We start from the raw sequence: 19,620 nt of genomic DNA, 5'->3' as shown, positions 1-19,620 counted from the left end.
TCTTGCACCTTTGTTGAACCTACCTGCGCCTCTGGCCGGAAACTTCGGACAGCAGCACCATGAGTTTCCTTGACGCCTCGACCCTTTCCTCTTCCCCAAGGAAGGCGCCGATTTCCAGCTCGTTGCCGTGCGACGTGAGCAACAGACGCTTTCGTCCGTCCCCCGGTGCCAGCCCTACCTTCAACCAGTACGTCTGGAACTTCACCGTCCGGTGTCCCGGCACGGCACGAACCTCCAGCGTATCCGGCCCTATCGCGATACGTTCACCCCTGCCGCCGGCCCGCCAGGCCGCGCCAAGCGCGAACCCCACGACGAAGGCCTCCACCAGGGCGAACATGGGAGCGAACACATTCCCCTGCCACGCACCGAGCGACGCCGTCGCCAGGGCCAACACCGCCAGACCGATGATGAGTCGACGCAGACCGCGCTTGTCCAACGCACGGTTGGGCCGGAGCCACAACACGCGCGGCTGACCCGCGACGGTCGGTCGAAGCACGATCATGGGGACCCGGCGTGCCTGGAACGTTGGGATGATAGGGCGGTATGGATGCCCCGGACAAGTTGCCGCATCTGGAAGGGCGCGGCGGCAGCCGAATAAACGCCCCGGGAAAGCCCGTGCAAGCCACGGTGGGAAGCGCGCTGGCGCGCGATCGGGCTCTCGGCAAGGCTTGATTCGCGCGCCAGCGCGCTTCCCACCTTGGTTTGCCCATCGTGGCTTGCTCACCTGACGCTCTTCAGGCTCGCTTTCGCAATAACCCACGAAAGGCCGTGCTCCCCTACAATGGGCGGTCTCCCTCGTACTGCACACCCACGTGAACCCGACCATCCTTCGTTCCGAACTCCCGACCGGCGCCGAGCCGGCGCGTGCGCGCATCACGGCCGCCTGGCTGCGCGATGAAACCGAGGCCGTCAACGACCTGCTGGCCCAGGCCACCCTGCCGCCCACCGAACGCGAGCACGTGATCGACGTGGCCGCCGGCCTGGTCACGCGCGTCCGCGCACGGGCCAAGGACCAGAGCGCGGTCGAATCCTTCATGCGCCAGTACGACCTTTCCTCCGAGGAAGGCGTGCTGCTGATGTGCGTCGCCGAGGCGCTGCTGCGCATCCCCGACAAGGCCACGGCCGACAAGCTCATCCGCGACAAGCTGGGCGAGGCCGACTGGAAGAAACACCTGGGCCGCAGCGAGTCGCTGTTCGTCAACGCCTCCACCTGGGGCCTGATGCTCACCGGCCACCTGGTGAACCTCGCCGAGGAAACCCGCCACGACTTCAGCTCCGCCCTGCGCCGCCTCGTCGGACGCGCGGGCGAGCCGGTGGTGCGCCTGGCCGTGCGCCAGGCCATGCGGATCATGGGCCACCAGTTCGTGATGGGCCGCACCATCAAGGAAGCGCTGGACCGCTCCGCCGAGAAGGAGCACGCGGTCTACCGCTATTCGTACGACATGCTCGGCGAATCCGCGCTCACCCAGGCCACCGCGGAGCGCTACCAGCAGGATTACCGTGACGCGATCAATGCGCTCGGCGCGCGCGGCCCGTTCCCGAACAACCTGGAAGCGCCGTCGATCTCGGTGAAACTCTCGGCGCTGCACCCGCGCTACGAGGTCGCCAATCGCGCCCGTGCCCGCGCCGAACTGGGCGCGAAGCTGCTCGAACTCTCGCAACTGGCCTTCAAGAACGGCATCGCCCTCTCGGTGGACGCCGAGGAAGCCGATCGCCTCGAACTCTCGCTGGACATCATCGGCGACGTCTTCGAGCATCCGTCGCTGGAAGGCTGGAACGGCCTGGGCATCGTCATCCAGGCCTACCAGAAGCGTGCGCCGTTCGTGATCGACTGGGTCACCGAGAAAGCCCGCGCCACGGGCCGCCGCTGGTTCGTGCGCCTGGTGAAGGGCGCCTACTGGGACGCGGAGATCAAGCGCGCCCAGGAGAACGGCCTCTCCGGCTACCCGGTCTACACGCGCAAGCCGAACACCGACGTCTCCTACCTCGCCTGCGCACGACGCCTGTTCGCCGCCGGCGGCGACGCCATCTACCCGCAGTTCGCCACGCACAACGCGCACACCATCGCCGCGATCCATCACATCGCGCAGGGCCGCCCGTACGAGAACCAGCGCCTGCACGGCATGGGTGCGGACCTGTATGCCGAAGTGATCGGCAAGGACAAGCTCAACGTGCCCTGCCGCGTTTACGCGCCGGTCGGCAGCCACGAAGACCTGCTTCCCTACCTGGTCCGCCGCCTGCTCGAGAACGGCGCGAACACCAGCTTCGTCAATCGCGTGGTCGACGAGAGCGTGCCCGTGCGCGATCTCGTCGCCGATCCGTGCGAAACGGTGCGCGCCTTCGCCTCCATTCCCCACCCCCGCATCCCCTTGCCGGTCAATCTCTACGGTGAACTTCGGAAGAACTCCATGGGCATGAACTTCGCTAACGACAACGAGCTCAACGAACTCGCCGACGCCGTCAACAAGCACAGCGGCCCCTGGAACGCGTCACCGCTGGTCGCCGGCGCGGGCACGGGCGGAGCGAAGGTCGAGGTCACCGATCCGTCGGATCGCCGCCGCATCATCGGTACCTTGGAAAACGCCGACCCCGCCCTGGTCGATCAGGCCCTGGCCGCCGCCGTGAAGGCGCAGCCAGGTTGGGACCGCCTTCCGGCCGCGAGCCGTGCCGCCATCCTCGAGCACGCCGCCGAGCAGCTGGAGCACAACCGCGCGGAGTTCATCGCGCTGTGCGTGCGCGAGGCGGGCAAGAGCCTGCCGGACGCCATCGCCGAGATCCGCGAGGCCGCCGACTTCCTGCGCTACTACGCCACGATGGCGCGCCGACTGTTCGGCCAGCCCGAGCAACTGCCGGGCCCCACCGGCGAAAGCAACCAGCTGTTCCTCAACGGCCGCGGCGTGTTCGTCTGCATCAGCCCGTGGAACTTCCCCCTGGCGATCTTCCTCGGCCAGGTGGCCGCCGCGCTCGCCGCGGGCAATTCGGTGATCGCCAAACCGGCCGAGCAGACCTCGCTGGTGGGCTATGCGGCGGTGAAGCTCCTGCACGCAGCGGGTGTTCCCGTCGATGTCCTGCAGTATCTGCCGGGCGACGGCGCCACCGTCGGTGCCGCGCTCACCCGCGACCCACGGGTGGCCGGCGTGGCCTTCACCGGCTCGACCGAGACCGCCTGGGCGATCAACCGCGCGCTGGCCGCGCGTAACGCGCCGATCGCCGCTCTGGTCGCCGAGACGGGCGGCCAGAACGCGATGATCGCCGACTCCTCGGCACTGCCCGAGCAGATCGTGAAGGACGTGATCGCCTCGGCCTTCCAGTCCGCCGGCCAGCGTTGTTCCGCCGCGCGCGTGCTGTTCGTGCAGGAAGACATCGCCGACAAGGTGATCGCGATGCTCGCCGGCGCGATGGCCGAACTGAAGGTCGGCGATCCCGGCCTGCTGTCGACCGACGTGGGTCCGGTGATCGATGAGGACGCTCGAAAGATCCTCGTCGACCACGCAGCACGCATGGATCGCGAGGCGAAGAAGATCGCCGAGGTCGCCCTGCCGGAATCCACAGCCCACGGCACGTATTTCGCCCCGCGCGCTTACGAGATTCCGTCGCTGGCCACGCTCACCCGCGAGATCTTCGGTCCGGTGCTGCACGTGATCCGCTGGAAGGGCTCTGAACTGGACAAGGTCGTCGAGCAAATCAACGGCACCGGCTTCGGCCTCACGCTGGGCATCCACAGCCGCATCGACGACACGATCGAGTACATCCAGAGCCGCGCCCGCGTAGGCAACTGCTACGTCAACCGCAACCAGATCGGCGCGGTGGTCGGCGTGCAGCCGTTCGGCGGCGAGGGCCTGTCGGGCACCGGCCCGAAGGCGGGCGGTCCGCACTACCTGCTGCGTTTCGCCGGCGAGCGCACGCTCACGATCAACACCACGGCGGCCGGCGGCAATGCGTCGCTGCTGACGATCGGCGAGTAAGGCGTCCGCGGACGGACGATCGCCAAGCCAATTCGGCAGCGCGATGGCGAAGGCCGCTTCCGGTAACGGGAGCGGCCTTTTTCGATCGATCTCCATGGACCGGCCGGCCGGGGTACGATTCCGGTCGCTCATCGCGAGCATCCAAGGAAAGGAATTCCGATGCACGTCGGTACACGGAAGATGGCCAGCGGCCTCGTTCTCGCATTCGCACTCGCATCCCTCTCCGGATGCCAGGGGTCAGACGGCGGTCCCGCCAGGGCGGCACAGACCAAGCCGTCCCCGGTGGCTCCCGACTGCCCACCACCGTATATCGCCGGTGGCACGTGGAAACTCGACGAATACGGACCGGTGCTCGAGATTACGCCCACCGACTGCGGACGCAAGGTCGTGGGCGCAGAGATCGACTCGCTGATCCTGGAAGCCATCAAGAAGTTCGGCGGCAATCCCCGCCTTACCGCGAACCTGTTCGGGGCGATCAATCAGTTGGAATGCCATGCGAAGCTGTTTCCCGACAAGCCAACGTGGAACATCGAGCCCGACCGTCCTTACGTCGGCCTCGCGAACACCGAGGCGGCGGAGTGCAACCCCTCCACAGCAACCCCCGATCTGCCGTACGACTGATCGATCTGCGTGCGCCTACGCCCTAAGGCCTATTGCGGGACGCGTGAGCGTCTTGCTTAGCTAGCGGTTCATCGGGCCAGCCGGAGGCAGGCGCGGATCACCAGGGAGGGTTGCGACATGACGTTGCCGCTACGAGTCACGCGGGTACCACCGAAAAGCTTCCAGGGCGCACTGCCGGCGGCACCACGGCAAGCGCAGCGAGATCGTTCCGGAAGTACCCATGCGTGGGACGGCCCGCGGCTACGTTCGCTGCTGGAAGACCAGGGCGGCACGCTGGGGCCGTGTGCCGTGGAGCAGCGCTTCGACGATGAGCACCTTGGCCTCATCAGGGCGGGCGAGATGCTCGCGCTTCCCGCGCTCGTGATCGTCGCTGGCGAGACCGATGCGATCATCGAGCAATCCGACGATGGCAATGTCCTGACCGGCCGGCGCGGCTCGTCGAACGATTGCCGCCTGATCTTCCGGCATGCGTACGGCCGCGTTCGCTGCACGTTGCGTACCGTGAACACGACGGGAGACGTGCACATCGGCCTGCTCGACCACCGCCGCTTCGACGAAGTGCAAGCCATCAACATCCTTCGACCAAGGGGCACGCGAGGCGACACCCGCGGCAGCCTGTGGACGACCCTCGAATACCGCGCCGACCCGCTCTGCGAACTGCAAGGCATCGCATGGCGAGGCGGCCTGATCCAGATCGCCAGCATCTCCCTGTCGCCCTGATCCCGCCGCGAATGCCCGCCGCGCGTTGCTATGCTGCGAGTGGCCAATCGAGGCCGCAGCACCATTCCAGGGAGGAATGATTTGAAACGCCATGTATTACCCGCAACGCTTTCGGCACTCGCCGCGCTTATTCCAGGCGCCGCGTGGTCGATGCAAGCACTCGATATCGAAACATTCGACGACGCTCCCGCAGGGCTCGTCCAGCCAGGCCAGATCGTCGACCTTGAGCATTTCCGTGTGGAGACCGCCCTCGGCACCAGCGCGATCATCAAGCGCGTGACGCCTTCGGATGAACTCGCGTCCGGCCTTGCGCTCGGGGCGATCGATAACGGAGGGCCCGCATCGCTGCACCTGTCCTTCAACGAACCGCGTCGCCGCGTCGACTTCACGGTCGTGATGCCGCCGAGCGCGTCGACGTTGACCTCGGTGGCCATCCTCTACGGCCAGGACGGAACGCAACGCCAGGCTCTCACGATCCAACACAGCACGGCGGGCCACCGCGTGCGCCTCGGCATGAGCGTGCCGAACGGCATGTCGTTCTCCCGCCTGTCCTTGCAACTCCAGGCGGGTGCTTATGTCGATGGCGTTGAAATGACCTCGCCGCTGGCCGAATAGCGCTTCAGAAAGAGCCGGGTGGGAGCCGACCCTGTCGGCGATGGGTGCTTGCCGCACCCTGGCCCGCTGCCGCGGGATCGCCGACAGGGTCGGCTCCCACCAGGGTTGATCAAAGATCGGCTCCCACCAGGTTTGATCACTTGAGGCCGCGGTCCTTCAGCATGGGCTCGATGCTCGGGTCCTTGCCGCGGAAATCGCGATAGAGCTTGCCGAGTTCGACCGTGTTGCCACGGGACAGGATCTTGTCGCGGAAGATCTGGCCGTTCTCACGGGTGAGGCCGCCGTGTTCCTTGAACCACTGGAAGGCATCGGAATCGAGCATCTGCGTCCACAGGTAGGCGTAGTAGCCCGCGGCGTAGCCGTTACCCCAGATGTGCTGGAAATAGCTGGAGCGGTAGCGCGGCGGCACCTGCGGCAACGTGAAGCCCGCATGCTTGAGCGCGTTGGCTTCGAACGTGTCCACGTCCTGCTTGGCACCGCCCGGCGGCAGCATGTGCCACTGCATGTCCAGCAGGGCGGCGGAAATCAACTCGCTCATCGCGTAGCCCTGGTTGAAGCTGCGCGCCTTCTTGATCTTCTCCACCAGTTCGGCCGGCATGGGCGCGCCCGTCTGGTAGTGCTTCGCGTAGTGGGCGAATACCTGCGGATCGGATGCCCACTGTTCGTTCAACTGCGAGGGAAACTCGACGAAATCGCGTGCGGTGCTGGTGCCGGAAAGCGATGGGTATCGCGCGTCGGCGAACAGGCCATGCAACGCGTGACCGAACTCATGGAACATCGTGGTCACGTCATCGAACGACAGCAGCGCCGGCTGGCCCGCGGCCGGCTTGGTGAAGTTGGCGACGTTGTACACCACCGGCTTCGTGCCGAAGAGCTTCGACTGGTCGACGAGGTTGCTCATCCACGCGCCGCCGTTCTTGTTGTCGCGCTTGAAGTAGTCACAGTAGAACAGCGCCATCGAGGTACCGTCCTTGTCGAACACCTCGAACACGCGCACGTCCGGCTGCCACACCGGGATGTCCTTGCGCTCCTTGAAGGTGATGCCGTAGAGCTGGGTGGCCGCGTAGAACACGCCGTTCTGCAGCACGTTGTCGAGCTCGAAGTACGGCTTGATCTGCGCTTCGTCCAGGTCGTACCTGGCCTTGCGCACCTTCTCGGCGTAGTGGTCCCAATCCCAGGCCTGCACCTGGAAACCGCCCTTCTCCTGGTCGATCACTTGCTGGATATCCTTCGATTCCGCTGTCGCACGGGCGACGGCGGCGGGTGCCAGGCGTTCCATGAACTTCTCGGCGGCTTCGGGCGTCTTCGCCATCTGGTCGTCGAGCTTCCACGCCGCGTAGTTCGGGAATCCGAGCAGCTTCGCGCGGTCGGCGCGCAGCTGTGCGATGCGCGTGATGATCTGCCGCGTGTCGTTGGCGTCGCCGTGTTCGGCGCGCTCCCACGAGGCCTTGAACAACTTCTCGCGCGTGGCGCGATCGTTCATCGCCTGCAGCGCCGGCTGCTGTGTCGTGTTCTGCAAGGTCACCACGAACTTGCCGTCGAGTTGACGATCCTTGGCGGCCGCGGCGGCGGCTTCGATGTCGGCATCGGACATGCCGTCCAGCGCCTTCCTGTCGTCGGCCACCAGCGCGGCGGCCTTGGTCGCGGCAAGCAGCTGGTTGGTGAACTTCGTGCTGAGCGTCGACTCTTCCTTGTTCAGCTCCTTGAGCTTGTCCTTGTCCGCTTCGGAAAGCTTCGCGCCCTCATGGACGAAGCCGTCGTAGGTCACCTGGAGGAGACGCGCGGATTCCGGATCGAGGTTCAGCGTGGCACGCTTTTCGTAGAGCGCTTCCACACGCTTGAACAGCTTGTCGTTGAGGTAGATCGCATCGCTATGCGCGGCGAGCCTGGGCGACTCCTCTTCCTCGACCTTCTGCAAGGTGTCGTTGGTGTTGGCACCGGTCAGCGTGCTGAACACGTTCTCGACACGCTTGAGGAGGACGCCCGTTTTCTCCAGCGCGACGATGGTGTTCTCGAAGGTGGGCTCCTCGGGCGCGTTGGCGATGGCCTCGACCTCGGCCAACTGCTGCTTCATGCCCTCTTCCAGCGCGGGCTGGAAGTCGGCGTCGACGATCTTGTCGAACGGCGGCGCCTGGAATGGCAACGTGCTCTGGGTCAGCAACAGGTTTTCGTGCGCTGCGGATGCCGTGGTCGTCGCGGGAGCGGGGGCACTTCCCGGCGATGCGGGCGCCGAAGCCTTGTCGGCCTCGTTCGAGGACGAGCAAGCGGCGGTAAGGGCGATCGAAGTGGCGATCACGAGTGTGCGGACCTTGAGCATGGTCGAGGTATCCCCTGACGGTGAAAGTCACCGACTCTAGCCGCGGTGGCGTATCCGGAACAACCGCCATCCGTCAGGGCGTTCTATCGCCGACAGGGTCGGCTCCCACCGAGCTGAGGAAGCCTGGTGGGAGCCGACCCTGTCGGCGATGTCTTACCGGGTGTCGCGAAGCTCCCAGCTCGACCCAATCAGCAGGTTCAGACGGTGCTTCACGATCCGCATCGGCAACGAGGTGGTCAGCTTGACGTCGTTGCGGTCGTTCGACAGTTCACCCGTGGCGGAGGCGGACGCATCGGTGACGCCGAGGCCAGGATCGACCTCGTCCGGTTCCGGCTGCTTGGCGCGCCAGCGCTGGAACAGGTTGTCGCTACGCATCGCCGCGGCGATGTCGGCCGCCAGCTTTTCCGGGCCGATGCCTTCGAAGGAAAGCTCGGGGTCCGGGCCCTTCGCCTTGCTCATGTCCTTGACGGAAAGATAGTAGGTGGTCATGACCCGACTAGTTAGGATGAAACGCGTGAAGGGGCCGTCAGCCCAGCGGACCGAGGTCGAGGAGAACAGCCGCATCGGCAGGCGCCACGCGGTAGGGCAGCACGCCCAGGCACGGTGCCGGCAGGTACTCGCGCAACGTCTGGATGTTTTCCTCCAGCAGGGGCATCGTCGGCTCGATCACGTTGGCGATCCATCCCGCCAGCCGGCAACCGTCGGCCTGTATCGCCCGTGCCGTGAGGCGCGCGTGGCTGATGCAACCCAGGCGTACGCCGACCACGAGCACCACGGGCAGGTCCCAGCGCGAAGGCATGTCTTCGGTCGACATGCCTGCCGCCAGCGGCACCATCCAGCCACCCACGCCTTCGACCACGACGCGGTCGTAGTCACGCACCAGTGACTGGAAGGCGGCATCGAGCGGCGGCCAGTCGATCACACGTCCGGCGCGCGAGGCGGCCAGGTGCGGCGCGACCGCTTCCTCCAGCGCCACGGGATTGACCCGTTCATAGACGGGAGGCGGTGCACTGGCGGTCTGCAAATCGAGGGCGTCCTGGTTGCGCATGCCCCCCGGGCTCCGGGCGGAACCACTGGCCACGGGCTTCATGCCCGCCACGCGCTCACCCGCCCGGCGGAAGGCGTGGACGAGGGTCTGGGCAGCGTGCGTCTTGCCGATACCGGTGTCGGTACCGGCGACGAAGAGATGGCGCGACATCGTGCAACGGCCTTGCGGAAATCGGGACGTGGCACCATACACCGCTTCGCCCACGAATCACCCCCCGGGAACCGCCATGTTCGAAACCAAGGCCATCGCCACCGACGACAAGGCCACCCTGTACGCCGAGTTGGTCCAGCAAGCCACGGGCCTGATGCATGGCGAGCCGAATACCATCGCCAACGCCGCCAATTTCGCCGCTCTCGTGTACGACGCCTTGCCCGATCTCAACTGGGCGGGCTTCTACCTGTTCGACGGCACGGAGCTGGTCGTCGGCCCGTTCCAGGGCAAGCCGGCCTGCATTCGCATCGCTCTGGGCCGTGGTGTCTGCGGTACGGCCGCACAGACACGGGAAACGCAGGTGATTCGCGACGTGCACGAGTTCGACGGCCACATCGCCTGCGACGCGGCCTCGAATTCAGAAATCGTGGTGCCGCTCGTGAAGGCCGACGGCAGCCTGTTCGGCGTGTGGGACGTCGACAGCCCGTCGGTCGCCCGCTTCGACGACGAGGATCGCAAGGGGATGGAAGCGTTGTGCCGCGTCTTCATGGCGACGCTGGCCTAGACGAACCTTTTCCTACCGCCGGGGTGGGAAGCAATCCCTGGGGTGGGAAGCGGCCTTGGCCGCGATTCGGTCTTGCCGCAAGCACTCAATCGCGGCCAAGGCCGCTTCCCACCCGAAGGTAGGCAGGTTATAGGCCGGACCAGCCGGAGGTAGTCGTCAGAGCTCGTGCGGTCGCGGTGTCGCCAGCAGTTCCATCACCCGGGCGCGCGCTTCTTCCACGCCGGTCTTCGCGAGGGAGGAGAACACCTGCGCCGTGCCGGGCACGCCATTCTTGCGGAAATCCTTGCGCAACGCCTCGAGTGCGGCGGACGCCTGTCCGCGCGAGAGTTTGTCGGCCTTGGTCAGCAACACATGGCAAGGCAGTTCGGTGGCCGCGCAGAAATCGAGCATCGTGCGGTCGAAATCCTTCAGCTCGTGGCGGATGTCCACGATCAGCACGATGCCCCGCAGGCTGCGGCGCATCTTCAGATAGGCGTCGATCTCGCCGCGCCAGTGCTGACGCATGGCTTCCGGCACCTTGGCGTAACCGTAGCCGGGCAGATCGACCAGGCGGGCATCGACTGGAGCGGCGCCCTCCATCTTCAATGGCGGCAGATCGAACACGACCATCAACTGCGTGCGCCCGGGCGTCTTCGACGTCCTGGCCAGGCCGTTATGCCCGGTCAGTGCGTTCAATGCGCTCGACTTGCCCGCGTTGGAGCGCCCCGCGAAGGCCACCTCGGCGCCCTGGTCGTAGGGGAGCTGGGTGATTTCATGGGCGGCCAACACGAAGCGGGCGCCATTGAGGGGATTGGAGGACATGGATAAGTGGCCGGCGGGGCACGAGGAAACGAAGGCCCGGCAGTGTATGCGATCGGGCGCGGCGGCGCGCGCGATGCGGTTTGACCGGGCTCTCCCGCGCCCCCCATAATCTTTTGGTTGAGACGCGGCAGGGTACGCGTCCCGGTCCGGAAAGTTCCCCTTGGAGAGACTTATGAAGTTTCGGCACGCCGCCGCTGCCATCACCGCGTTGCTCGTCATGCATGCAGCCGCGGGCCAGACCGCAACTCCCGCCAAGCCGGCCAGCGCGCCGGCTCCGGCCGCCACGAGCGCCGCCAAGCCGGGCGCGAATCCGGCCACCGATCCCGCCACTCCGGGCATGCCGACAGCCGAAACGGCCACCGCGCCCGCGGGTGCCACCGCCGCGCTGAAGCCGGGCGATGCCACCGCCGGCCAGGGCAAGGCCGCCGCCTGCGGCGCGTGCCACGGTATCGACGGCAACTCCACCGATCCCCAATACCCGCGCCTCGCCGGCCAGAGCGAGCAGTACATCGCCGCCCAGCTCGCCGACTTCAAGTCGGGCAAGCGCATGAACCCGATCATGGTCGGCTTCGCCCAACCCCTGTCCGCACAGGACATGCACGACATCGGTGCCTACTTCGCCGGCAAGGCCTCGCTGCCCGGCGTCGCGGACCAGGCACTGGTCGAACAGGGCCAGACGCTCTACCGCCAAGGCGACATCGACCGCGGCATCCCGGCCTGCATGGCGTGCCACGGCCCCGATGGCCGCGGCAATCCGGGTGCGCGCTATCCGCAGCTCACCAGCCAGCACGCGAAGTACGTCGAGGCGCGCCTGAAGGGCTGGCACGATGGCGGCACGCCGAACGACGACGCGCACACCAAGATCATGGTGTCGATCGCGCAGAAGCTGGACGACAAGGACATCGCCGCCGTGGCCAGCTACATCGAGGGCCTGCACACGAACGAACCGACGGCCGCCGCACCCGCGACGCCCTGATGGCGTTAAAGTTGGAAGATCGAACGGGCCCTTCGGGCCCGTTCCTGTTTAAGAAGGTAAGAAAAGGACCCCCATGCGTATGCGCCTTCCCCTCCTCTGTGCCGCCCTGATCGGCCTCGCCGCCTGCGGTTCGGGCAACAACGACGGTGCCACCGCACCACCGGCCGCTTCGACCGCGGCCCCGGCGGCGACGCCGGCGGCGCCCTCCACGGCAGCGGCAACGGCTGCGCCCGCGCCTTCCACGACGGCCGCGCCGTCTGCCAGCGGCAGCACGGCATCCGCGCCCGCTCCGGCCGCGAGCGATGACGACAAGCGCCCGGCGGCGAAGCCCTTCGTCGACGACGGCAAGTGGGTGGAAGGCAAGCATTACTTCCGCATCGACCCGGTCCAGCCGACCAGCACGCCCGGCAAGATCGAAGTCACCGAGGTGTTCTCCTACGGGTGCCCCGCCTGCTTCCAGTTCCACGGCGTGGTCGACGAGTTGGCCAAGAGCCTGCCCAAGGGCGCGGTCATGACTTACACGCCCGCCTCGTTCCGTCCGGACGAGAACTGGCCGCTGCTGCAGCGCGCCTATCTCACCGCGCAGGCGCTGGGCGTCGACAAGCAAAGCCACGACGCGGTCTTCGACGCCGTGTTCAAGAGCGGCGAACTCGGCATCATGGACCAGCAGTCCGGCAAGCCGAAGGCTCAATCGGCATGGCCGACCATCGACGACGTGGCCAGGTTCTACGCCAGGTACGGCGTCAAGGCTGACGAATTCGTCGCCACGGCGAACTCGTTCACCATCAACACCAAGATGAAGCGCGCCGATGAACTGATCCGTGCGTACGAGGTCGATAGCACGCCGACGATCGTCGTCAACGGCAAGTACCGGCTGACCCCGATCACCGCAGGCGGCTATCCGCAGGCGGTCGAGCTCACCCAGTGGCTCGTCAGCAAGGAAGCCGCGGGCAAGTAACCGCGCACTCGACCCCCTCCGGAGACATCCATGTTCAAGCGTCTTTCGCTCCTCTTCGTCGGCCTCGCCATGACCGCGGCCTGCAGCGCGCGCCCCGCCGACGACGCCTCCACCCCGGCCTATGCCGAGGGCACGCAGTACGTCACCATCACCACCCCGCAACGCCTCGATCCGAAGGACGGCAAGGTCGAGGTCGTCGAGGTCTTCTCGTACGGCTGCATCCATTGCGCCCATTACGAGCCGAAGGCCGAGCAGTTGCAGAAGGAGCTGCCCAAGGGCGTGGTGTTCCACGCGATCCCGGCGGCATTCAACGACGCATGGCTGCCGTATGCCCAGGCGTACTACGCGGCGAAGAAGCTCAACGCGCTGCCGGCCACGCATGCGGCGCTGTTCAAGGCCATCCATGAAGAGCACTACCCGCTGCGCACGCTCGACGAACTCGCCGACTGGTATGCCCAGCACGGCGTGGACAAGGCGAAGTTCCTCGCCGCCGCCAACAGCGCCGAAACGCGTGACCGCATCCTCGCCGACACCAAGCTGATCCAGGCATGGGGCATCGACGGCACGCCGACCGTCGTCGTCGACGGCAAATACCGCAGCGCCCAGATCAAGGACTTCGACGAGCTCAACGGCGTTTCGAAGTTCCTGGTCGACAAGGAATTGAAGGGCGGCAAGTAAGCCCTTCCCCATCGATGCCCTCCGTTCACACGACGGAGGGCATCCTCTGGCCTCCCGGCCAGTCGAGACCCCCACGCCGCATCATGACCCGCGCCACGCCGAATCCCTCCCCCGCTCCGGAGCGCACGCTGCGCCTGTTGAGCTGCAACATCCTCGCCGGCGCGAGCGTGCAGCGTTACAGCGATTATTTCACCCGCAGCGTCAATGCCGTGCTGCCCGGACGGGCGAAACTGGCGAACCTGGATTCGCTGGCCGAGTTGTTGCACGAGTTCGACGTGGTGGGCCTGCAGGAAGCCGACGCGGGCAGCCTGCGTTCGGGCTTCCTCAACCAGACCCGCTACATCGCGGAAGCGGCCGGCATGCCCTACTGGAGTCACCAGCCGAACCGGCCGATGGCGCGCGTGGCGCATTCGGCCAATGGCCTGCTGAGCCGTATCGAGCCCAGCGAAGTGATCGACTACCCGCTGCCGGGACGGATCAAGGGCCGTGGTGCGCTCTTCGTGCGTTTTGGCCACGGGCCGGATTCGCTGGTGGTAGTCATCGCTCATCTCTCGCTCGGTGCCGCGGCGCGCCTGGGACAGTTGGCCTTCATCGCCGAGTTGCTCGCGCCCTATCCGCACGCGGTGCTGATGGGCGATCTCAACACCGAGCCCGGCAGCCTGGAGATGCGCCACCTGTTCGACAAGACCGCTCTACAGCCACCCGCGGTGGCCACGCCGACGTTTCCCAGCTGGAAACCGCGTCGCGCGCTCGACCATATCCTCACCTCGGCCGACATCGCGCTCGAGCGAACCTGGACCTTGCCGCGCGCCTTCTCCGATCATCTGCCGCTGGCCGCCGAGATCCGCCTGCCGATCGCCCTCGCCGAGGCGTCCGGCGCGGCGTCATTGACCTCGACAGGAACACCATGAAACCCAGTCTCCGCGCCGTCCTGCCCTGGGCCGTCATCGTCGCCGTCGCGCTCGTGGCCAGCCTGCTGCGTTATGGATTCATCGAACCGTCCGACGTGGGGCATGCATGCGATGCCAACGGTGGTCCGTGGTGGTGTGCGCCGCGCAACATCATCGTGCGGGGTTTCCTCAACTACGGCTATGGCTATGCCGCCATCCTCGCGGCCCTGGTCGCGGTGTTCTGGCGAAACACCTTCACCGCCGTGCTGGCCGCGTCGCTCGGCGTCATTGCCCTGCAGTTGTACTGCTACGAGGGCGGCGCGCTGGCGTTGCTGATCGGTTCGCTACGCCTGGTACGCATCCAGGTGGGAGCCGACCCTGTCGGCGATCCCGCGGCAGCGGGCCAGGTCACGGCGAGCACCCATCGCCGACAGGGTCGGCTCCCACCCAATTAAACAGGGTTATGCGGCTCCTGCCTTAGTGCGGCGGCTGCGCCAGGCGACCAGCACGGGCAATGCCAGGGCGATGTTCAACAGCAGCCAGCCCCACGACACCGCGTTCGCGCCTGTCTCCTGCACGACCACGCTCACGCCCAGCAGCACCAGCCAGATCGCCATCAGGCGCTCCTCGACCAGGGGCATGAGCGCGCGATCGCGCGTGCGCAGCACCGCCAGCAGGAAGAAGCCGATGCACGGCATGGCGAACAGGCCGATGGGGAAATCGCGGTAGCGGCCGTTGAAGACCATCAGGATGCCGTACAAGGTGAGCACGAACATCCAGAAGAATCGCTGCGGCGTGAAGGCATCCGTCCATACGATGCCGAAGCGCCGGCGTTCCACGAGCGACGGAGCGACCGCCGCCGGATTCAACGGCGAGGCCAGCCTTGGCGCGATGGCCCGGCCCAACGATAGGGCGGTAAGCAGGCCGGCGATGCCGATGGCGATACCCGTGAACCATTCCACGTCGTTGCGGCAGGCGAAGAGCAGCAATCGCGCGTGAGCCGCGAGCGCGGTGCCCGTGGCGAAACCTGCCAGGGCCAGCGCCAACCATCCTGACACACCGTGCCAGCGGCGCCCGAAGGCGCCGGCCAACAGGAACAGCAGCGCTCCCGCGCCGCCTGCGGCGATCGCCCACGTCCAGCGGGGCTCCTCGACGATCGGCCCCTGCATCGCGAATTTCGGCTTGGCGTCGACATCGAAGATGCCCCAGAAGCCGCCGACCGTGCCTTCGAGGTCGCGCTTCCACGGCTGGTCGAAGGCCTCGATCAGGTTGTATGGCATATCCACGGTCGCGGCGTAATTGAGGAACTCGCGCACGTAGCGCGCCTCGTTGACCAGGCTCGCGCTGGCGTCGCGGCGCGAGCGCCCCTGGCTGGGCCAGCCCGTTTCACCGATCATGATCTGCTTGCCGCGGAACTCGGCCTTCATCTTCTGGTAGACGTCGGCCACGTGCTGCACGGCCTTCTCCGGGGCCACCGGTTCGTCTTCCCAATACGGAAGAATGTGGATGGTGAGGTAGTCGGTGACCTTGGCCAGCGCCGGGTGCTTCTGCCAGAACTCCCACACATCCGCATAAGTGACCGGCACGTCGGTCGCGGCGTTGACCCGTTCGATATAGGCGGCCAGCGCCCGCTCGGACAACTCGTTGCGCAGGAGCACCTCGTTGCCCACCACGATGCCACGCAGGCTGTCGTGGTCGCGCCGCGCCGCCGCCAGGCCCAGCTCGATCTCCCGCTCGTTGGCGACAGGATCGCGGCCGAGCCAGATGCCCATCAGCACCTTCATGCCGTAACGACCCGCGATATCCGGCACTGCGCCCAGGCCCTGGCTCATCGAATACGTGCGCACGCAATCGAAGCGCGTGGACAGCGCCTTGAGATCCGCCTCGATCCGCTCCGGCGGGATGACGGCATGCGGATCGAAGGGGGTCTCGCCCTTTAGGCGGAACGGCGCGTAGGACACGCAGGCGACGCGGGCCGTGGGTGAATCCGGCAGGTTCACCGGGCGCCCGAGCGACCACCAGTAGGCCGCGCCGAACATGGCGGCGGCGACGAGGACGATCCAAGCCAGCGGTCGCGCGAACCGCGCGAAGGAAGTGTGTGGCGGCATGCCGTTCCAGATCGAAAGCGAAAGTTAGCGGCGCAAGCTTAACGGCCCGCAGGCGGGAGAGCGATTCCCGCCGTTCAGGATGTTCATCCGGCCCGTGCGCGCCGTTCCCCTACAATCATGCGGTACGTACCCGTGAAGGAATTCCGATGGTCCCCGCCCTGGCATTGCGACGCGCCGCCCGCTCTCTCCGCCTGCTGGCCGGCTTCGCCCTCGCTATCTGCGGCGCCGCCGCCACGTTCGCCGCGTCCGCCGAAGGTACGGAAGCCCAGCGCCTCCGTTTCCGTCAGGCCTACGCCGCGGCCCAGCAAGGTGGCGACGCATGGAAGACGCAGGCGGCCGGCCTGGAGGGCTACGTTCTCTTTCCGTATCTCGAAGCCGCCGCCCTCGGGCACGACCTGCGCACGCTGGACCGGGCGCGCGTGGAAGCCTATCTCGCCCGTTACCCGGGCCTGATACCCGCCGCGGACCTGCGCCGCGATTTCCTCGGCGAGCTTGCCCGGCGCAAGGACTGGGCCACCTTCAGCGCGATGTACCAGCCCGGCCTTGGCGATTCATTGAGCTGTTTCGCATTGCAGGCGAAGCTCGCGCGCAACGAACCGCTGGTCTTCGAACGCGATCTCGCCGATGTGTGGAGGAAGGCCAGCTTGCCGAATGCGTGCGATCCGGTGATCGCCGCCGCGCACGACCAGGGACTGCTCACGCCCGAACGTCTCTGGACGCGCATCCAGACGGCGGCCGAGGCCGGCAAGGGCGGCACGGTGGCTTCGCTGGCGCCCTGGTTGCCCCCCGAGGACACGATCGCCGCGCAGCGCATCGCGCAGGCGTTGAACGACCCGGCAAGCGCATTGCGCGCCGCGTCCACCTGGCCCGACACGCCGCGTCATCGCCAGGCCGTGACACTGGCCTTGCAGCGCATGGCGCGCAAGCAGTCGACGGTGGCCGATGGGGCCTGGTCCACGCTGGCACAACGTTTTTCCCTGAGCGAGCAGCAGAAGGGCGCGATCGAGAACGCGCTGGCGCTGTTCCACGCGACGGATTTCGACGAATCCGCGCTCGAGCGCCTCGCCGCCTTGCCGCCCGGCGCACAAACCGATGCCACGCGCGAGTGGCGCGTGAGGGTCGCCCTCGCCCGCCAGGATTGGAGTGCCGCCCTGGCAGCGCTCGACGCGCTCGGCGAAACGCAAAAAGACGATGGCGAGTGGCGCTATTTCCGAGCCCTCGTGCTGGAGAAGCTGGGCCGCAAGGGTGAGGCGCAACCGATCTACCGCTCCGTTGCGCAGGAAGCCACTTATTTCGGTTTCCTCGCCGCCGACCGCATCGACGCCGCCTATGCGATCTGCCCCTCGACGATGGCCACCGACGAAACACGCGAGGCCGCGTTGCTCGCCGATCCCGGTCTCGACCGAGCGTTCGAACTCTACGCCGTGGGGCTGCAGAAGCTCGGCCGCCGCGAGTGGACGGCGGCACTCGCCGGACGCGATGCGGAAACGCAACGGCTCGCCGCCGACCTGGCGTTCCGCAAGGGTTGGTACGACCGTGCGGTGTTTGGTCTCTCATCGGGTGACGCCTTGCGTCTTTACGAGCAGCGTTTCCCGCTGGCGCGCCAGGACGGGGTGGTGGAACAAGCCAGCCAGGCAGGCATCGAGGCGCCCTGGGCCTACGCCATCATCCGCGCCGAAAGCGCCTGGATGACCGACGCACGTTCCGGCGCCGACGCGCGCGGTCTCATGCAGTTGCTGCCGGGCACGGCCGCGCTGGTCGCGAAACGTAATGGCCTGTCCTGGTCCGGCGGCGACAGCCTCTACGAACCCACCACCAATATCGTGCTCGGTACCCGTTACCTCGCGCAGATGGCGGCCCGTTACAACGGCGCGCCCTGGCTCGCCAGCGCGGCATACAACGCCGGGCCGAACAAGGTGGACCAGTGGGTGGAAGCACGCGGCGCGCTCGACCCTGACCTGTTCGTGGCGAGCATTCCCTACAAGGAAACCCGCGAATACGTCGCGCGCGTGATGGCCTTCGCCGTGATCTACGACTGGCGCCTCAACGGCAACGCGTTGCCCATCGGCTCACGCATGACCCGCCTCGGCAGCACCTACACGCTGCCTTCGGCCGGCGCGGTGCGCAAACCGGTGGCCTGTCCCGCGCCGGCCGTGGCGAAGGCCGCGCCACCGGCGGCACCCGCCGTCATGGAGCCCGCGCCGGCCGAAGCGTCGTCGGCACCCGCGCCACAGGAACCACAGCGATGAAAACCCAGCGCATCGTCATCCTCGGTGGCACCGGCTTCGTCGGCGGCAGCCTCGTTCCACGGCTCGCCGCCGATGGGCACGAACTGTTGCTGCTGTCGCGCAACCGCGAAGGCCGCCGTCATAGCGCCGTGGGCCGCAACGTCAGGGTGGCTAGCGCCGACGTCTACGACCTGCCTACCCTGCGCCGTCATATCGCCGGCGCCGATGCCGTCATCCACCTCGTCGGCATCCTCAACGAGAGTGGCAGGAATACGTTCGCGCGTGTCTATCCGGAACTGACCCGGCTCGTGGTCGGCGCCTGCAAGGATACGGGCGTGCATCGCCTGCACCTGATGAGTTCACTCAAGGCAGGGCAAGGCCATTCCGGCTATCTTCGCGCCCGCGGCGAAGCGGAGGCCCTGGTCAAGGCTTCCACGCTGGACTGGACGATCTACGAGCCGAGCACGATCTTCGGGCCCGGGGACGGCCTCGTCAGCCGCTTCGACCGGTTGCTGCGCATGGCGCCCGTGGTTCCACTGCCGAGGCCACAGGCGAAGATGGCGCCTGTCTATGTCGGCGATGTGGCCGAGGCGATCACACGTGCCGTCGGCGATCCGTCCTCGGTATTGCGTACCTATGAGTTGTACGGCCCGGAGACATGGACGTTGATCGACATCGTGCGCGCGATCCGCGATGCCCGCGGCCGCCACCGCGCGGTGCTGCCGATGCCGGATGCGCTGGGACGGCTGCAGGCCCGGGTGGCCCAGTTCGTACCGGGCAAACCGTTCACACCGGACAACTTCCGCTCGCTGCTCACCGACTCGGTCGGCCAGGTCGACGGCCTCGCGCAACTCGGCATCGATCCACAGCGTTTCTCCGCCTGGCTGCCTCGCCTGCTCGGACCGTCGGTGCGCCAGCGCCGGCTCGACGAGGCCCGTGGCCGGCGCCGCCCTTGAAAGGCCCCATGGGCAGGAAAGAAC

General features: G+C 66.9%; 18 protein-coding genes. 12 read left to right on the top strand and 6 right to left on the bottom strand.

Annotated elements, in window-relative coordinates; all coding sequences use genetic code 11:
- Positions 1-19 precede the first annotated feature (19 nt).
- Positions 20-502: a DUF2244 domain-containing protein gene (locus tag QFZ41_RS12015; protein WP_429198990.1), complete on the bottom strand. Its 483-nt coding sequence runs from the start codon at positions 500-502 to the stop codon at positions 20-22.
- A gap of 298 nt (positions 503-800) precedes the next feature.
- On the opposite strand from QFZ41_RS12015, the gene putA reads away from it, so the two are divergent.
- From putA to QFZ41_RS11995, 4 genes are all read left to right on the top strand, one after another.
- Positions 801-3,965 carry a bifunctional proline dehydrogenase/L-glutamate gamma-semialdehyde dehydrogenase PutA gene (gene putA, locus QFZ41_RS12010; protein WP_429200225.1) on the top strand — a complete coding sequence of 1,055 codons (3,165 nt, stop codon included), beginning with the start codon at positions 801-803 and terminating at the stop codon, positions 3,963-3,965.
- A gap of 159 nt (positions 3,966-4,124) precedes the next feature.
- The gene (locus QFZ41_RS12005; protein WP_429198989.1) at positions 4,125-4,586 is read left to right on the top strand and encodes a DUF2599 domain-containing protein; all 462 of its coding nucleotides are present in this window, start codon (positions 4,125-4,127) and stop codon (positions 4,584-4,586) included.
- A 117-nt stretch (positions 4,587-4,703) separates the two neighbouring features.
- Complete coding sequence (locus QFZ41_RS12000; protein WP_429198988.1) at positions 4,704-5,306, top strand: hypothetical protein; 603 nt, start codon at positions 4,704-4,706, stop codon at positions 5,304-5,306.
- 150 nt (positions 5,307-5,456) lie between these two features.
- Complete coding sequence (locus QFZ41_RS11995) at positions 5,457-5,921, top strand: hypothetical protein (RefSeq protein ID WP_429198987.1); 465 nt, start codon at positions 5,457-5,459, stop codon at positions 5,919-5,921.
- Positions 5,922-6,057: 136 nt separating this feature from the next.
- Here the strand turns inward: QFZ41_RS11995 and dcp are convergent, their stop codons facing one another.
- From dcp to bioD, 3 genes are all read right to left on the bottom strand, one after another.
- A complete protein-coding gene (dcp, locus tag QFZ41_RS11990) occupies positions 6,058-8,238 on the bottom strand; it encodes a peptidyl-dipeptidase Dcp (protein ID WP_429198986.1) in 2,181 nt (726 codons plus the stop codon).
- A gap of 153 nt (positions 8,239-8,391) precedes the next feature.
- Positions 8,392-8,727: a hypothetical protein gene (locus tag QFZ41_RS11985; protein ID WP_429198985.1), complete on the bottom strand. Its 336-nt coding sequence runs from the start codon at positions 8,725-8,727 to the stop codon at positions 8,392-8,394.
- Between the two features lie 37 nt (positions 8,728-8,764).
- The gene (bioD, locus tag QFZ41_RS11980) at positions 8,765-9,436 is read right to left on the bottom strand and encodes a dethiobiotin synthase (protein WP_429198984.1); all 672 of its coding nucleotides are present in this window, start codon (positions 9,434-9,436) and stop codon (positions 8,765-8,767) included.
- A 76-nt stretch (positions 9,437-9,512) separates the two neighbouring features.
- Between bioD and QFZ41_RS11975 the strand changes: the two genes are divergently transcribed.
- Positions 9,513-10,001 carry a GAF domain-containing protein gene (locus tag QFZ41_RS11975; RefSeq protein ID WP_429198983.1) on the top strand — a complete coding sequence of 163 codons (489 nt, stop codon included), beginning with the start codon at positions 9,513-9,515 and terminating at the stop codon, positions 9,999-10,001.
- Positions 10,002-10,157: 156 nt separating this feature from the next.
- Here the strand turns inward: QFZ41_RS11975 and yihA are convergent, their stop codons facing one another.
- A complete protein-coding gene (gene yihA, locus QFZ41_RS11970; RefSeq protein ID WP_429198982.1) occupies positions 10,158-10,802 on the bottom strand; it encodes a ribosome biogenesis GTP-binding protein YihA/YsxC in 645 nt (214 codons plus the stop codon).
- Positions 10,803-11,019: 217 nt separating this feature from the next.
- Between yihA and QFZ41_RS11965 the strand changes: the two genes are divergently transcribed.
- From QFZ41_RS11965 to QFZ41_RS11945, 5 genes are all read left to right on the top strand, one after another.
- Positions 11,020-11,778 (top strand): c-type cytochrome, encoded by a 759-nt coding sequence (locus QFZ41_RS11965; RefSeq protein ID WP_429200224.1) that lies wholly within the window; start codon positions 11,020-11,022, stop codon positions 11,776-11,778.
- A 79-nt stretch (positions 11,779-11,857) separates the two neighbouring features.
- Positions 11,858-12,736, top strand: a complete 879-nt coding sequence (locus QFZ41_RS11960; protein WP_429198981.1) for a thiol:disulfide interchange protein DsbA/DsbL — start codon at positions 11,858-11,860, stop codon at positions 12,734-12,736.
- Positions 12,737-12,766: 30 nt separating this feature from the next.
- Positions 12,767-13,414, top strand: a complete 648-nt coding sequence (locus QFZ41_RS11955; protein WP_429198980.1) for a thiol:disulfide interchange protein DsbA/DsbL — start codon at positions 12,767-12,769, stop codon at positions 13,412-13,414.
- An 83-nt stretch (positions 13,415-13,497) separates the two neighbouring features.
- On the top strand, positions 13,498-14,325 hold the full coding sequence (locus QFZ41_RS11950) for an endonuclease/exonuclease/phosphatase family protein (protein WP_429198979.1): 828 nt from the start codon (positions 13,498-13,500) through the stop codon (positions 14,323-14,325).
- A complete protein-coding gene (locus QFZ41_RS11945; RefSeq protein WP_429198978.1) occupies positions 14,322-14,759 on the top strand; it encodes a hypothetical protein in 438 nt (145 codons plus the stop codon). The genes QFZ41_RS11950 and QFZ41_RS11945 overlap by 4 nt, the downstream gene beginning before the upstream one ends.
- Before the next feature lie 6 nt (positions 14,760-14,765).
- Here QFZ41_RS11945 and QFZ41_RS11940 read toward each other — a convergent pair whose 3' ends face one another.
- Positions 14,766-16,412 carry a glycosyl hydrolase family 17 protein gene (locus tag QFZ41_RS11940; RefSeq protein ID WP_429198977.1) on the bottom strand — a complete coding sequence of 549 codons (1,647 nt, stop codon included), beginning with the start codon at positions 16,410-16,412 and terminating at the stop codon, positions 14,766-14,768.
- A 146-nt stretch (positions 16,413-16,558) separates the two neighbouring features.
- Here QFZ41_RS11940 and QFZ41_RS11935 point away from each other — a divergent pair, with 146 nt between their 5' ends.
- Positions 16,559-18,661 carry a transglycosylase SLT domain-containing protein gene (locus QFZ41_RS11935; RefSeq protein WP_429198976.1) on the top strand — a complete coding sequence of 701 codons (2,103 nt, stop codon included), beginning with the start codon at positions 16,559-16,561 and terminating at the stop codon, positions 18,659-18,661.
- Complete coding sequence (locus QFZ41_RS11930) at positions 18,658-19,596, top strand: complex I NDUFA9 subunit family protein (RefSeq protein ID WP_429198975.1); 939 nt, start codon at positions 18,658-18,660, stop codon at positions 19,594-19,596. Before QFZ41_RS11935 ends, QFZ41_RS11930 begins: the two co-directional genes overlap by 4 nt.
- The last annotated feature ends 24 nt before the right edge of the window (positions 19,597-19,620 follow it).

The sequence above is a fragment of the Luteibacter sp. W1I16 genome (assembly GCF_050434905.1).
Lineage (GTDB): Bacteria > Pseudomonadota > Gammaproteobacteria > Xanthomonadales > Rhodanobacteraceae > Luteibacter.
The sequence above is the reverse complement of the archived record's forward strand: the minus strand, read 5'-3'. Positions and strand labels throughout refer to the sequence as shown.

What these genes read in the sequence shown, in the direction of transcription:
- QFZ41_RS11965 (WP_429200224.1), top strand. Translation starts at nt 11,020, where the DNA reads ATGCATGCAGCCGCGGGCCAGACCGCAACTCCCGCCAAGCCGGCCAGC.
- QFZ41_RS11985 (WP_429198985.1), bottom strand. Translation starts at nt 8,727, where the DNA reads ATGACCACCTACTATCTTTCCGTCAAGGACATGAGCAAGGCGAAGGGC.
- dcp (WP_429198986.1), bottom strand. Translation starts at nt 8,238, where the DNA reads ATGCTCAAGGTCCGCACACTCGTGATCGCCACTTCGATCGCCCTTACC.
- QFZ41_RS11935 (WP_429198976.1), top strand. Translation starts at nt 16,559, where the DNA reads ATGGTCCCCGCCCTGGCATTGCGACGCGCCGCCCGCTCTCTCCGCCTG.
- QFZ41_RS11930 (WP_429198975.1), top strand. Translation starts at nt 18,658, where the DNA reads ATGAAAACCCAGCGCATCGTCATCCTCGGTGGCACCGGCTTCGTCGGC.
- QFZ41_RS11975 (WP_429198983.1), top strand. Translation starts at nt 9,513, where the DNA reads ATGTTCGAAACCAAGGCCATCGCCACCGACGACAAGGCCACCCTGTAC.
- QFZ41_RS11945 (WP_429198978.1), top strand. Translation starts at nt 14,322, where the DNA reads ATGAAACCCAGTCTCCGCGCCGTCCTGCCCTGGGCCGTCATCGTCGCC.
- QFZ41_RS11960 (WP_429198981.1), top strand. Translation starts at nt 11,858, where the DNA reads ATGCGCCTTCCCCTCCTCTGTGCCGCCCTGATCGGCCTCGCCGCCTGC.
- QFZ41_RS12000 (WP_429198988.1), top strand. Translation starts at nt 4,704, where the DNA reads ATGACGTTGCCGCTACGAGTCACGCGGGTACCACCGAAAAGCTTCCAG.
- QFZ41_RS11995 (WP_429198987.1), top strand. Translation starts at nt 5,457, where the DNA reads ATGCAAGCACTCGATATCGAAACATTCGACGACGCTCCCGCAGGGCTC.
- yihA (WP_429198982.1), bottom strand. Translation starts at nt 10,802, where the DNA reads ATGTCCTCCAATCCCCTCAATGGCGCCCGCTTCGTGTTGGCCGCCCAT.
- bioD (WP_429198984.1), bottom strand. Translation starts at nt 9,436, where the DNA reads ATGTCGCGCCATCTCTTCGTCGCCGGTACCGACACCGGTATCGGCAAG.
- QFZ41_RS12005 (WP_429198989.1), top strand. Translation starts at nt 4,125, where the DNA reads ATGCACGTCGGTACACGGAAGATGGCCAGCGGCCTCGTTCTCGCATTC.
- QFZ41_RS11955 (WP_429198980.1), top strand. Translation starts at nt 12,767, where the DNA reads ATGTTCAAGCGTCTTTCGCTCCTCTTCGTCGGCCTCGCCATGACCGCG.
- QFZ41_RS12015 (WP_429198990.1), bottom strand. Translation starts at nt 502, where the DNA reads ATGATCGTGCTTCGACCGACCGTCGCGGGTCAGCCGCGCGTGTTGTGG.
- QFZ41_RS11950 (WP_429198979.1), top strand. Translation starts at nt 13,498, where the DNA reads ATGACCCGCGCCACGCCGAATCCCTCCCCCGCTCCGGAGCGCACGCTG.
- QFZ41_RS11940 (WP_429198977.1), bottom strand. Translation starts at nt 16,412, where the DNA reads ATGCCGCCACACACTTCCTTCGCGCGGTTCGCGCGACCGCTGGCTTGG.